General features: G+C 72.5%; 8 protein-coding genes. All 8 read left to right on the top strand.

The features are described from left to right. Positions 1-40 precede the first annotated feature (40 nt). Positions 41-5,347 (top strand): Ig-like domain-containing protein, encoded by a 5,307-nt coding sequence (locus WBQ80_RS03165; RefSeq protein ID WP_336571061.1) that lies wholly within the window; start codon positions 41-43, stop codon positions 5,345-5,347. A 49-nt stretch (positions 5,348-5,396) separates the two neighbouring features. Then, on the top strand, positions 5,397-6,365 hold the full coding sequence (locus WBQ80_RS03160) for an AAA family ATPase (RefSeq protein WP_336571060.1): 969 nt from the start codon (positions 5,397-5,399) through the stop codon (positions 6,363-6,365). Next, the gene (locus WBQ80_RS03155; RefSeq protein ID WP_336571059.1) at positions 6,362-7,723 is read left to right on the top strand and encodes a DUF58 domain-containing protein; all 1,362 of its coding nucleotides are present in this window, start codon (positions 6,362-6,364) and stop codon (positions 7,721-7,723) included. The genes WBQ80_RS03160 and WBQ80_RS03155 overlap by 4 nt, the downstream gene beginning before the upstream one ends. Next, positions 7,720-10,014: a transglutaminase-like domain-containing protein gene (locus WBQ80_RS03150; RefSeq protein WP_336571058.1), complete on the top strand. Its 2,295-nt coding sequence runs from the start codon at positions 7,720-7,722 to the stop codon at positions 10,012-10,014. The genes WBQ80_RS03155 and WBQ80_RS03150 overlap by 4 nt, the downstream gene beginning before the upstream one ends. Positions 10,015-10,033: 19 nt before the next feature. Then, complete coding sequence (locus WBQ80_RS03145) at positions 10,034-10,531, top strand: FHA domain-containing protein (RefSeq protein WP_336571057.1); 498 nt, start codon at positions 10,034-10,036, stop codon at positions 10,529-10,531. 128 nt (positions 10,532-10,659) lie between these two features. Continuing rightward, positions 10,660-12,159: a 3-isopropylmalate dehydratase large subunit gene (leuC, locus tag WBQ80_RS03140; RefSeq protein WP_336571056.1), complete on the top strand. Its 1,500-nt coding sequence runs from the start codon at positions 10,660-10,662 to the stop codon at positions 12,157-12,159. Further along, positions 12,159-12,776, top strand: a complete 618-nt coding sequence (gene leuD / locus WBQ80_RS03135) for a 3-isopropylmalate dehydratase small subunit (RefSeq protein ID WP_336571055.1) — start codon at positions 12,159-12,161, stop codon at positions 12,774-12,776. The genes leuC and leuD overlap by 1 nt, the downstream gene beginning before the upstream one ends. Beyond that, positions 12,777-14,147 (top strand): UDP-N-acetylglucosamine 1-carboxyvinyltransferase, encoded by a 1,371-nt coding sequence (gene murA, locus WBQ80_RS03130; RefSeq protein ID WP_336571054.1) that lies wholly within the window; start codon positions 12,777-12,779, stop codon positions 14,145-14,147. It begins immediately after the preceding gene. The last annotated feature ends 7 nt before the right edge of the window (positions 14,148-14,154 follow it).

Below are 14,154 nucleotides of genomic sequence, written 5' to 3'. Positions count from 1 at the left end.
TCCGACGCCCTACCGACGGAACGCACGCGGGGAGACGAGCTTGGTCACGTTGAGGTCCTGGGTGCGCACGCGTCGCCGGACGGCGTCCGTGGTCGCGCTCGCCGTGCTGGCCGGCGTGCCCGTCGGGATCGCCGCGCTGCATCAGGGCTTCCCCGTCACCGATCCCGACCTGCGCGCCCGCGAGGTGTGGGTGACCAACGCCGAGGAGCTCCTCGCGGGCCGGCTCAACCGGCAGATCGAGGAGCTCGACGCGTCGGTCGCGACCGCGACCGACGAGGTCGACGTGTTCCAGCACGGCGACGACGCGTTCCTCTACGACCCGAGCGTCGGCTCGGTCGAGCGCATCGACCCCGCGTTCACGACGCTCGTGCAGCGCATCGACGTTCCGCCCGCCTCGCAGCTGGCCTACGGCGGCGACGTCATCGCCGTGCTCTCGCCCGAGGGCGAGCTGTGGCGCGTGCCCGCCGCCGCCGACCTCTCCTTCGACTTCCGCGGCACCGACCCGGTCGCCGAGCTCGGCGACGACGCGCGTGTGGCCGTGAGCGGGGACGGCACGATCTTCGCCACCTCGCCCGGCGATCGCGAGCTCGTGAGCCTCGCACGCGACGCCGACGAGCCCCGGCGCGCCGAGCTCCCGCGGATCGGCCGTCACCAGCTGGCGGCCGTCGGCGAGCGCCCGGTCGTCCTCGACGTCGAGGCCGAGGCCGTGGTCGTCGAGGGCCGCCGGATCGAGCTGCCCGAACCCGCATTGCGGATCCAGCAGTCCGGGCCCGAGCGCGACCGGGTCGCGCTCGCCACGGCCACCGGGCTCCTCGACGTGCCGCTCGGCGGGGGCGACATCCGCTCGATCGACAGCGGCGCCGAGGTGCCGTCGGCGAACGCCGACGAGGTCGCCGCGCCGGTCCGCCTCGGGTCGTGCGTGCACGGCGCCTGGGCGCCCGGCCAGCGGTACCTCGCCGCGTGCGACGGCGCCGAGGCCGAGCGCGTGCCGATCGAGCAGCAGACCGCCGGGTCGCGCCTCGAGTTCCGCGTCAACCGGGACGTCATCGCGCTGAACGACCTCGGGAACGGCAACGCGTGGCTGGTCGACTCCGACCTGCGGCTGGTCGACAACTGGGAGGAGGTCACGCCGCCCGAGGAGTCCGACGAGCTCGAGGGCGACGAGAAGTCCTCGCAGCAGACGTTCGAGGACACGCTCGCGGAGCGCACGGACGTGAACCGACCGCCGGTCGCCCGGGACGACGACTACGGGGTCCGGCCCGCGCGCACGACCATCCTCGAGGTGCTCGAGAACGACACCGACCCGGACGGCGACGTGCTGACCATCGCGTCGACGTCGGAGGTGCCGGACGCGGCGGGCCGGCTCGAGCTCATCGACGGCGGTCGCGCGCTGCAGTTCTCGCCGGCCGAGGGTGCTGCGGGCAGCGTGTCGTTCCGGTACGGCGTCGACGACGGCCGCGGCGGCGTGTCCGAGGCATCCGTGAACGTCCGCATCGTGCCGGAGAGCGAGAACGCCGCGCCGACGTCGATGCGCAGCGGCGCGATCAGCGTCGAGCAGGGTCAGCAGCTCTCGTACAACGTGCTCGCCGACTGGAACGACCCCGACGGCGACGACCTCTACCTCGTCAACGCGTCGCCGACCGGAGGCGACACGGTGCGGTCGAGCCCGGACGGCTTCGTCACCTTCGAGCACCGCTCCGCCGAGCTCGGCACGAAGGAGGTCCAGTTCACGGTCTCCGACGGCCAGACCACGGCGGCGGGCACGCTCGTCGTCGAGGTGAAGCCGACCGGCACGCTCAACCCGATCGGCACGCCCGACTTCGCGCAGGCGTTCGTCGGCGAGACCCAGCTCGTCGAGCCGCTCGTCAACGACCTCTCGCCGTCCGGTGCGGGGCTGGAGCTGCTCGGGGTGGCCGAGGCCCCCGGCGGCGCGACCGTGACGCCGAACGTCGAACGCGGCACCATCGCCTTCTCGGCGAACGAGCCGGGCGAGTACGTCTTCCTCTACGACGTCGGCGCGGGCGCCGCCGTGAGCAAGGGCCTCGTGCGCGTGCAGGTCGTCGAGCCGCCCGGTGAGGCTCCGCCGCCCATCGCGGTGAAGGACACGGCCTACCTCCGCGCGGGCGAGCCGCTCACCGTGCCGGTGCTCGCCAACGACGTCTCGCCGTCGGGTCGCGTGCTCGCGGTGCAGACCGTCGACGACTCGGCGGCCGAGGGGCTGGTCTCGGTCGAGATCCTCACCAACACCGTGCTGCGCGTCACGGCGTCGCAGGCCCTCGACCGCCAGCTCCAGGTCGCGTACACCGTCTCCGACGGCGTGAACGCGTCGACGGCGACCGTCACCGTCGTGCCCGTGCCGCCGCTCGTGAAGCACCAGCCCCCGGTGGCCGTCGACGACGGCGCGATCGTGCGCGCGGGCGACATCGTCACCGTGCCGGTGCTCGAGAACGACTACCACCCGGACGCCGCGACGCTGCACGTCGAGCCCGAGCTGCTCGACGTCGAGGTGGGCGAGGGCCTCGCCTTCGTCGACGGCGACACGGTCCGCCTGCAGGCGCCCGAGGAGCCGGGGGCGTACAGCGCCGTGTACACGATCGGCGACGACCACGACCAGACCGCCCGCGCGACCGTGCGCTTCACCGTCGTGCCGCGCGACGCCGGCGAGAATCGCGAGCCCCTCCCGACGCCGCTCACCTCGCGCACCTTCGCCGGGTCGGCGGTCACGGTCGACGTGCCGCTCGACCAGCTCGACCCGGACGGCGACTCCGTGACGCTCACCGGCATCGGCTCCGCGCCGACCCTCGGGCGCATCGTGGAGCGCACGAGCACCTCGTTCACCTACGAGGCGCTGTCCGGCTCGGCGGGCACCGACACCTTCACGTACGAGGTGCGCGACACGTTGGGCGCGACGGCCGAGGGCACGATCCGCATCGGCGTCGTCCCCCGCCCGGCGGTGCAGCTCCCGCCCAAGGCGGTCGACGACACGATCGAGATGAAGCCGGGCCGCACCGCCTCGGTCGAGGTGCTCCTCAACGACTCCGACCCGAGCGGCTACCGCCTGCGGGTCGTCGACCTCCCGGAGGTCGACGACGGAATCGACGCGGAGATCCGCGACCGGCGCCGCATCGTCGTGACCGCGCCGCAGCAGGAGGCGGCGTACACCATCCGCTACGAGATCTCGAACGGCCGCGGCGGCGCCGACACGGCCTTCCTCCAGGTGGCGGTGACGGATGACGCGGTGATCGAGCCGCCCACCGCGGAAGACCAGGTCATCGAGCCCGAGCAGGTCGTCGACGGCGAATCGGTGACCGTCGACCCGCTGGCCGACGCCACCAACCCGGGCGGCCTCGTCGAGGACCTCGAGGTGACGCTCGAGGGACCCAACGCCGGGCGCGCCCGGATCGCCTCCGACGGCACGATCGACGTGGAGCCCGGTCGCGAGCGCTTCGCCGTCGCCTACCGCCTCACGAACACCCTCGACGACCTCTCGGCGACGGCCTTCGTCATCGTGCCGCCCGTGCCGTCCGGTGACGACACGGTCGAGGAGACCCAGCGCCCCAAGACGCCCGAGGAGTTGCTCGCCGAGGAGAAGGCGAAGTTCCCGGCGCCGTACCTCAAGGAGCTCGGCGAGATCATCGTGCCGATGAACGGCCGGATCAGCTGGAACGTCGACGACCTCGTCGTCGTGCCCTCGGGCGAGCCGGCGCTCATCCTGTCCGCCTCCGCCACGAACTCCGGCGAGGCGCCGTTCGTGAGCGGCACCGCGCTGCAGTTCGTGCCCGCGCCCGACTACCGCGGGCCGGCATCCGTCACCTTCGAGGTGACCGACGGCACGGGCCCGGAGGACCCCGTCGGGCGCAACGCGATCCTGACGATCCCGATCACGGTCGGCGACCCGGACTTCAACGACGCGCCGCCCGCCTTCACGCCGCGCAGCGAGACGATCGAGGCCGGCGAGGCGCCGCTCACGGTCGACCTGCGTTCGTCGACGGACCACCCGAACCCCGACAACATCGAGCGCGTCACCTACCAGAACCTCTCGGGCGCGAACGCCGACATCCGCGCCGAGCTCGTCGAGGGATCGATGCTGCGGCTGTCGTCACCGCTCGGGGTGCAGCCGGGCACCAAGGCCCGCATCTCGTTCGACGTCGTCTTCAACGAGTTCCGCGTGCCGGGCTACGTCGACGTGGCCGTGGTCTCGTCGACGCGCGCGATGCCGAAGGCGAACGACGACGGGCCCATCGAGATGGTCCGCAGCGGCACCCAGCGGGTCGACGTGCTGGCCAACGACTTCAACCCGTTCGCGCCCGACTCGCCGCTGCGCATCGTGTCGGCGCAGATCGACCAGGCGGACGTCGGCGCGAGCGCCTCCGTCAGCCACACCGAGTCCGACCTCACGGTGCGCACCGGAGCGGCCTTCACCGGCACGCTGAGCGTGATCTACCGGATCCAGGACGGCACGCGCGACCCGGCGCGCGAGACCCAGGGTCGTGTCACCGTCGTGGTGCGCGACGCCCCCGACAAGCCCGCGGCGCCCGCGATCGTGAACTCCGGCGACCGCACGGTGACGATCCGCTGGGCGGCGCCCGCGAACAACAACTCGCCGATCGACGCCTACCAGGTGAGCGTGAACGGGGCGTCCCGCGACTTCCCGGCCGGCGCGGCGGGCGTGAACCAGCAGATCGGCAACCTCGCCAACGGCACGGCCTACCAGTTCGCGGTGCGCGCCAGGAACGGGATCGGCTGGGGCGAGTGGTCGCCGCTGTCGGCGTCGGCGACCCCGTACGGCACCCCGAGCGCCCCCGAGAACGTCCGGGCGCAGCCGAACGGGTACGCACCCACGAGCGTCGACGTGACGTGGGGCGAGCCGTCGAACACCGGCGGCGGAGCAGTGCGGTACGAGGTCCGGATCGACGGCGGCGGATGGCAGAACTCCGGCCAGGACCGGAGCCACCGGTTCACCGGCGTCGGCGCGGGTTCCCACACCGTCCAGGTGCGTGCGGTGAACCTCGGGAGCGGGAACCCCGGCAACGCGGCATCCGACTCGTTCGGCGTGCAGAACGAACCCAAGACCGTGACCCTGCGGAAGGGCGCGACGCTCGGTCCCTACAACGGGCAGTACGGCTACTGCAACAACACGTGCTGGCACTACAACGTGACCGTGTCGGGCTTCCCCGACGGGGTGGCCTCCGGATACGCGTACTGCAGCGGCACCCGCCTGTCGACGAACATCCGCATCGACGTCCGGAACGGCACGGGCAGCTACTCGGGCCGCTTCCCCGACTCGTGGTGCGGCAACCCCGACGCGTGGGTCGTCATCGACGGCATCCGAAGCAACGACTGGTGAGCCGCGGACGCCACCGCGACGAATCGACAGAGGAAGAGACGAACGAGCAATGACCGTGACCCAAGACCAGGCCCTGTGGTTCCAGGACGCCTTCTCGAAGCTGGTCGACAACGTCGACCGCGCGATCCTCGGCAAGCGCCACGTCATCGAGCTCGTCGTGACGGCGATGCTCTCCGACGGGCACGTGCTGCTCGAGGACTTCCCGGGCACCGGCAAGACCGTGCTCGCGAAGGCGCTCGCCAACACGCTCGACGGCACGCACTCGCGCATCCAGTTCACGCCCGACCTGCTCCCGTCGGATGTCACGGGGGTGACGATCTACGACCAGGGCAAGGGGCACTTCGAGTTCCACCGCGGTCCGATCTTCGCGTCGATCGTGCTCGCCGACGAGATCAACCGCGCGAGCCCGAAGACGCAGTCGGCGCTCCTCGAGGTCATGGAGGAGGGGCGGGTCACCGTCGACGGCGTGAGCTACGAGGTCGGCAGCCCGTTCATGGTCATCGCGACCCAGAATCCCGTCGAGCAGGCCGGCACCTACTCGCTGCCCGAGGCGCAGCTCGACCGGTTCCTCGTCAAGACCTCGCTCGGCTACCCCGACCACGACACCGCCGTGACGCTGCTCCTCGACTCCGCGAACCGGGCCCGCGCGTCGAAGGTGTCGCCGATCATCGCGTCGAGCTCGGTCACGACCATGGCCCACCTCGCCTCCGAGGTCCACGTCGACGCCGCCGTGCTGTCCTACCTGAACCACATCGTGTCCGCCACACGCGAGCACGCCGACTCGGCGCTCGGCGTCAGCATGCGCGGCGCGCTCGCGCTGGCGCGCACGGCGAAGACCTGGGCGATCTCCCGGGGGCGCACGTACGTCACGCCCGACGACGTGCGCGAGCTCGCGGTGCCCGTGCTCGCCCACCGCATCATCGTCGACCCCGAGTCGGAGTTCGCCGGCGTCACCGCAGAGGACATCGTCACGCGCGTGGTCGCCGACGTCGCGCCCCCGGCGTACCGGGCGGCATGACGGGCGGGTCCAGCGCGCCGCCGGAATCGCGGGTCCCGTCGCAGGCGCGCCTCGCACTGCGCTCGGTGCGGCGCTCGGCCGCGGCATCCGTCGCCCGCGCGGCAGCGCGACTGCGTCACGCCGCCGCCCGCGTGGCGGCCTTCGCCGCGCCCGTCACGGACGTGGTCTCCCCGGTCGGCCGGCTCGTGATCGTCGTCGCCGCGACGTCGTTCGCCATCGCCTGGGGCCTGGGCTGGATCGAGCTCGCCTTCGTCGGCGCGACGCTGCTCGCGGCGCTGCTCATCGCGATCCCCTTCGTGTTCGGCCGGGTGCGGTATCGCGTCGGGATCGAGCTGCAGCCGCGTCGGGTCGTCGCGGGCGAGCGGGCGCTCGGGCGCCTCGTGGTCGAGAACGTCGGCGACGCGCCATCGGTGCCGTCGCAGCTCGAGCTGCCGGTCGGCGCGGGCCTGGCCGAGTTCGTGGTCCCCGCCATCGCGCCCGGCGACGAGCACGAGGAGCTGTTCGCGGTGCCCACCCAGCGGCGGGCGGTGATCGTCGCCGGCCCCGCGGCATCCGTTCGCGGCGATCAGCTCGGGCTGCTGCGCCGCGAGGTGCGCTGGACCGACCCCGTCGAGCTGTTCGTGCACCCCGTCACGGCCCGGCTGGCGCCGTCGGCCGCGGGCCTCGTGCGCGACCTCGAGGGCGAGGTCACCAGGACGATCACCAACAACGACATCTCGTTCCACGCCCTGCGCGCCTACGAGCCGGGCGACGCCCTGCGCAACGTGCACTGGCGCACGTCGGCGCGCACGGGGCAGCTCATGGTCCGCCAGTACGAGGAGACGCGACGCTCGCAGCTGCTGCTCGTCCAGGCCACGCGCGCCGACCACTACGCCTCCGAGGAGGAGTTCGAGCTCGCGGTGTCGGTGCTCGCCTCGCTCGGCGTGCAGGTCATCCGCGACGCCACGAGGTTCGCCCTCGCGACGGACGGTCGCACGCTCAACACGGCCACGCCGATCGCGCTGCTCGACGACACGAGCCGCATCGAGCCGGCCGGAGCGGCGGCCGACCCCGCGGGATCGCGCTCACGAGACCTCGGCGGAGCGACCGCCGCGCCCGCGGCATCCGTTCGCGACCTCGTGCGGGAGGCGGCCCGGCGCGTGCCGGTGCCGAGCGTCGTGATCGTCGTGGGCGGCTCGCACGCGCCGCTCGCGGAGTTCCGCGCCGTCGAGACCGTGTTCGCGTCCGACACGCAGGTCATCGCGTTCCGCGCCGAGCTCGGAGCGACCTCGCGCATCACGCGCGTGGGGGAGTCGACCGTGGTCACCGTCGGCGCGCTCGACGAGCTCTCCCGGCTCGTGCGGAGGGTGCGTCCGTGAACCGTCCGCCCCGTTCCGCCCTGATCGACCTCGGCGTCCTGTCGCTGCTGTCGCTGCTCGGCGTCGCCGGGTACGAGACGAGCTTCGGCGGTCTCGACTTCCTGGCCGCCGCCGTCGCGGGCATCGCGGTCGGGACGGCCGCCGCCGTCGCCGGCACGATGCTGCGCCTCGACGTGCTCACGACCGTGCTCCTCGGCATCGTGCTGTACTTCCTCGTCGGCACGCCGTTCGTGATGCCGGATGCCGCCCTGCTCGTCGTCCTGCCGACCCTCACGTCGCTCGCCGGGCTCGCCGTGGGCGCGGTGCACGGCTGGGCGGACATCCTCACCATCCAGGCGCCCGTCGAGGCGCCCGCCTACGTCGCGGCCGTGCCGTACGCCGCGGCGACCGTGGTCTCGCTCGTGGGCGGCCTGCTCGTGCTGCGGTGGCTCCCCGCGAGGCGAACGCCGCTCCGGGCCGCCGTGGTCCTCGTCGGGCCGGTGCTCCTGCTGCTCTCGGGGATCCTGCTCGGCACCGACGAGGCGTTCCTGGCGGCCGTGCGCGGCGTGGCCTTCGCCGCGATCGGACTCACCTGGATCGCCTGGCGACGGGGTGCGACCGTCGAGGCCTCCGGCGAGGGCGCGGCGCGACTGCGTCGCCGTCGGCTGACCGGGGCGACCGCCGTGGTCGCCGGCGCGGTCGCCGTCGGCGCCGTGGCCGGACTCGCGCTCGCCCCGATCGCCCCCGACCGGTTCGTGCTCCGCGAGCGCGTCGTGCCGCCGTTCGACCCGCTGGAGTTCCCCAGCCCGCTCTCGGGCTTCCGCACGTACACGAAGGACCTCGCCGAGGAGCCGCTCTTCCGCGTCGCCGGCCTCCAGCCGGGCGACACGCTCCGCCTGGCCGCGATGGACTCGTACTCCGGCCGGCTCTGGAACGTCGCCGGCCCCGAGGAGGCCGCCGCCGACGGGGGCTACTCCATCGTCGGTCGCACGCTGCCGCCCCCGGCGCTCGCCGACCTCGGCAGCGCTCGTGCCGTGGAGCTCGAGGTGCTCGGCTACGACGACGTGTGGCTGCCCACCGTCGGCTACGGTTCGGAGCTCGAGCTGCGAGGAAAGGCCGCGACCGCGAGCGGGGGCGACCTCCGCTACAACGCCGACGCCGGGACGGCGGTGCTGACGAGCGGGGTCGGGCCGGGGATCGCCTACCGCCTCGAGTCACGCATCCAGCGCGAACCGGAGGACGCGGCCCTCGCCGACGTGCCGGTCGCGCAGCTCGCGCTTCCGCCGGTCGACAACCTCCCCGACGTCGTGGCCGCGAAGGCCGAGGAGTACGCGGGCGATGCCACGAGCCCGGTCGACCAGCTGCGCGCGATCGAGCGCGGACTCAAGACGAACGGATTCCTCAGCCACGGCCTGGCCAGCGATGCGGTGCCCTCGCGCGCGGGTCACGGCGCCGACCGCCTCATCGAGCTCTTCACGCGGACGCAGATGGTCGGCGACGAGGAGCAGTACGCGGCGGCCATGGCGCTCATGGCGCGCCACCTGGGGTACCCGTCGCGCGTCGTGATGGGCTACGCGCCCGAGGTGGGCGAGGGCGACGACGAGGTCGAGGTCGTCGGTTCCGACGTGACCGCGTGGGTCGAGGTGCCGTTCGAGGGCGTCGGCTGGGTGTCCTTCCGCCCCACGCCCGACAACATCGACGTGCCGCAGGAGCAGACGCCGAAGCCGAAGACCGAGCCGCAGCCCCAGGTGCGCCAGCCGCCGCGTGCCGAGCAGGCCGAGGACGAGCTGCTCACGACGGTCGAGATCGACGACACCGACGACGAGGACCGGGACCGTCCGTTCCAGCTGCCGGCCTGGGCGTGGATCCTCATCGCGAGCATCGGCATCCCGGCTGCGGCGCTGCTGCTGCCGATGCTGTTCGCGATGCTCGCCCGGCGCCGACGCCGGAGCCTCCGGCGGCGCGGTCCGGCCGATCGCCAGGCGGCGGGCGCGTGGGAGGAGCTCGTCGACCGCTACGCGGAACTCGGCTTCGAGCCGCCCGAGCGGGCGTCCCGGCTGCAGACCGCGCGCGATCTCGAGCGCCAGCTCGACGAGCAGGGCCTGGGCGAGGTGCGGCGAGCCGACGGCGGCGTGCGGCTCACGTCGCTCGCGGCGACCGTCGACCGCGACGTCTTCGGCGGCGGCGACGTCGAGGCGGGCGCGGTCGAGCGGCGGTGGTCCGAAGCGGATGCCGCGGCGGCGGCGGTCTCCGCGGCGGCGGGTCGGCTGCGGCGCCTGGTCGCGCGCTACCGGGTGCGCCGACGGCGCTGAGCGCGGTTAAGGTGGGGGCGTGAGCGACTTCATCGTGCCTCCGCCGGGCCTCGTGCCCGACGCGCCGGCGCCGGCCGAGCCCGAGCGCACGGTGCGGGTGCCCGATCGGGTCCCGGCGTTCCGCCCGGTCGCGCCCGGACTCCCACCCGTGCCTCGGCCCGGCCCGCGCACCGCGTGGCGGCTTCGCGCCGACGGCGGCGGTGACGGCGTCACCGTGACGGGGCGCGTGGTGGTCGGCCGCGATCCGCGCGCCACGGATGCCGCGGCCGGCGCCGACCCGGTCGCGATCGACGACCCCGCGCGCTCCCTCTCCAAGACGCACGCGCTGCTCGAGGTCGTCGACGATCGGCTGCTCGTCACCGACCTCGGCTCCACGAACGGCGTCCGCATCTGGCCGGACGGCGAGGAGGCGATCGAGCTCGAGTCCGGTCGGCCGACCTCGGTGCCCGCGGGAGCGGTGCTGCTGCTCGGGGATGTCGCGTTCCTCGTGGACCGGGCCCCTGATGGGACGGTGTAACCTGAGGATCGTGCGCGTGCCGTTCCTCCTTCTCCTTCGGTGCCGCGACGGGGCCTAGTTCGTCCGGCCGCCCCCGTCGCGGAGTCCGTCGTCGGCTGACCCCCACGATCCGAGAGAGACGTTCATCGATGAATCCGCCCACTGAGCCGCAGGCCCGCCCGCGCACCCTCGCCGAGAAGGTCTGGGAGGCGCACCTCGTCAAGAAGGGCGAGGACGGCACGCCCGACCTGATCTACATCGACCTGCACCTCGTGCACGAGGTCACGAGCCCGCAGGCCTTCGACGGCCTGCGCCTGGCCGGCCGTCCCGTCCGACGGCCCGACCTCACGATCGCGACCGAGGACCACAACACCCCGACGCTCAACATCGACCGGCCGATCGCCGACCCGACGAGCCGCACGCAGATCGAGACGCTCCGCCGCAACGCGGCGGAGTTCGGCATCCGCCTGCACTCGCTCGGCGACGTCGAGCAGGGCATCGTGCACGTCGTGGGCCCGCAGCTCGGACTCACCATGCCCGGCATCACGGTCGTCTGCGGCGACAGCCACACCTCGACGCATGGCGCGTTCGGCGCCATGGCGTTCGGCATCGGCACGAGCGAGGTCGAGCATGTGCTCGCGACCCAGACGCTGCCGCTGAAGCCGTTCAAGACCATGGCGATCAACGTCGAGGGCACGCTCCGTCCGGGCGTCACCGCGAAGGACATCATCCTCGCCGTCATCGCGAAGATCGGCACGGGCGGCGGACAGGGCTACGTCCTCGAGTACCGGGGCAGCGCCATCCGCTCGCTGTCGATGGACGGCCGCATGACGATCTGCAACATGTCGATCGAGGCGGGCGCGCGCGCCGGCATGGTGGCCCCCGACGAGACGACGTTCGCGTACCTGAAGGGCCGCCCGCATGCTCCGCGCGGCGCGGACTGGGACGAGGCCGTCGCCTACTGGAAGACCCTCCCCACCGACGAGGGCGCGACGTTCGACGCCGAGGTGTCCATCGACGCCGACACGCTCGAGCCGTTCGTCACCTGGGGCACGAATCCGGGCCAGGGCGTCTCCCTCAGCGACGTCGTACCGGATCCCGCGCTGATCGACGATCAGCACGAGCGCGCCGCCGCCGAGCGCGCCCTCGAGTACATGGACCTCGAGCCCGGGACGCCGCTGAAGCAGATCCCGGTCGACGCGGTGTTCATGGGCTCGTGCACCAACAGCCGCATCGAAGACCTCCGGGCGTTCGCCTCGATCGTCAAGGGCCGGAAGAAGGCCGACGGCGTGCGGGTGATGGTCGTGCCGGGCTCGGCGCGCGTGCGGCTCGAGGCCGAGGCCGAGGGCCTCGACAAGGTGTTCGAGGAGTTCGGCGCCGAGTGGCGCTTCGCGGGCTGCTCGATGTGCCTCGGCATGAACCCCGACCAGCTCGCGCCGGGGGAGCGCTGCGCGTCGACCTCGAACCGCAACTTCGAGGGCAGGCAGGGCAAGGGCGGGCGCACCCACCTGGTCTCCCCGCTCGTGGCCGCCGCGACGGCGGTGCGCGGCACGCTGTCGGGCCCGTGGGATCTCGAGCGGAACGACGGTCTCGAGACGCCCGCTTCGCGAGCTCCTCGACCCGCACGCACCGAGGAGGTCTCGGCCTGATGGAGAAGATCAGCACCGTCACGGGCGTCGCAGCCCCCCTGCGCCGTTCGAACGTCGACACCGACCAGATCATCCCGGCCGTCTTCCTGAAGCGCGTCACCAAGACGGGCTTCGACGACGCGCTGTTCCACGCCTGGCGCCAGGATCCCGAGTTCGTGCTCAACGAACCCGCCTTCGCGGGCGCGAAGATCCTCATCACGGGCCCCGACTTCGGCACGGGATCCAGCCGCGAGCACGCGGTCTGGGCGCTGCGCGACTACGGCTTCGACGTCGTGATCTCCAGCCGGTTCGGCGACATCTTCCGCGGCAACGCCGGCAAGCAGGGCCTGCTCGCCGCCCAGGTCGCGTACGAGGACGTCGAGCGGCTCTGGGCAGCGATCGAGGCGCAGCCGGGAATAGCGGCGACCGTCGATCTGGTTGAGCGTACGGTGAGCATCGGCTCGCTCACAGTTCCGTTCGACATCGATGACTACACTCGCTGGAGGCTTCTCGAGGGGCTCGACGACATCGGGCTCACCCTTCGGGACGAGCAGGCCATCTCCGACCACGAGTCGACTCGAGCGGCGTGGCGGCCGACCACGCTCCCCATCCGGGAGCCGGCAGAGACAGGGAACTGAGTGAACACTCTCGTGGATGACGCGAAGCAGCACGGCACGGCGGTCGGCCTCGAGGTCGACCGCATCACGATCGACGGGGGCAAGCCGCTTCGGGGTCGGATCGAGCTGAAGGGCGCGAAGAACCTCGTGACCAAGGCGATGGTCGCGGCGATCCTCGGCGACACGCCGAGCGTCCTGAAGGACGTGCCCAACATCAGCGACGTGCGCATCGTGCGCGGGCTGCTCGAGGTGCACGGGGTGACCGTGACCGAGGGCGCCGACGAGGGCGACCTCGTGCTCGACCCGTCCGCGGTCGAGACCGCGCACATGGCCGAGGTCGACGCGCACGCGGGTTCGAGCCGCATCCCGATCCTGTTCTGCGGCCCGCTGCTGCACCGGCTCGGCGAGGCGTTCATCCCCGACCTCGGCGGCTGCCGCATCGGCGACCGTCCGATCGACTACCACCTCGAGGTGCTGCGCAACTTCGGCGCCATCGTCGAGAAGCTCCCGAGCGGCATCCGGATGTCGGCCCCGAACGGGCTGCACGGGGCCAAGGTGTCGCTGCCGTACCCGAGCGTGGGCGCGACCGAGCAGGTGCTGCTCACCGCGGTGCTCGCCGACGGCATCACCGAGCTGTCGGGGGCGGCGATCGAGCCCGAGATCATGGATCTCATCAACATCCTGCAGAAGATGGGCGCCATCATCTCGGTCGACACCGACCGCGTGATCCGCATCGAGGGCGTCGAGAAGCTGCAGGGCTACACCCACCGCGCGCTCTTCGACCGGAACGAGGCCGCCAGCTGGGCTGCCGCGGCGCTCGCGACCGAGGGCGACATCTTCGTCGGCGGCGCCCGCCAGGCCGAGATGCTCATGTTCCTCAACGTCTTCCGCAAGGTCGGCGGCGCGTTCGAGATCCACGAGGACGGCATCCGCTTCTACCACCCCGGCGGCGAGCTCAAGCCGGTCATCATCGAGACCGACGTGCACCCCGGGTTCATGACCGACTGGCAGCAGCCGCTCGTGGTCGCGCTGACCAAGGCCAAGGGCGTGTCGATCGTGCACGAGACGGTGTACGAGCAGCGCTTCGGCTTCGTGGACGCGCTCGTCGAGATGGGCGCGTCCATCGAGGTGCACAAGGAGTGCCTCGGCGGCCGGCCGTGCCGGTTCGGCCAGCGCAACTTCAAGCACTCGGCCGTGATCTCGGGTCCGTCGCAACTGCACGGCGCCGACATCGAGGTGCCCGACCTGCGCGGCGGGTTCAGCCACCTCATCGCGGCGCTGACCGCCGAGGGCCGCTCGACGGTGTCGAACGTCGGCATCATCGCGCGCGGCTACGAGAACTTCATCACCAAGCTCGAGCTGCTCGGGGCGGACTTCACGCTCGAAGGATAATGGGTCA

The organism is Agromyces sp. CCNWLW213 (assembly GCF_037199545.1).
Lineage (GTDB): Bacteria > Actinomycetota > Actinomycetes > Actinomycetales > Microbacteriaceae > Agromyces.
Note: the sequence above shows the minus strand (reverse complement) of the source record. Positions and strands in the feature narration are given on the sequence as shown.

Coding starts and splice junctions, on each gene's coding strand:
- WBQ80_RS03160 (WP_336571060.1), top strand. CDS start 5,397: ATGACCGTGACCCAAGACCAGGCCCTGTGGTTCCAGGACGCCTTCTCG.
- WBQ80_RS03155 (WP_336571059.1), top strand. CDS start 6,362: ATGACGGGCGGGTCCAGCGCGCCGCCGGAATCGCGGGTCCCGTCGCAG.
- leuC (WP_336571056.1), top strand. CDS start 10,660: ATGAATCCGCCCACTGAGCCGCAGGCCCGCCCGCGCACCCTCGCCGAG.
- leuD (WP_336571055.1), top strand. CDS start 12,159: ATGGAGAAGATCAGCACCGTCACGGGCGTCGCAGCCCCCCTGCGCCGT.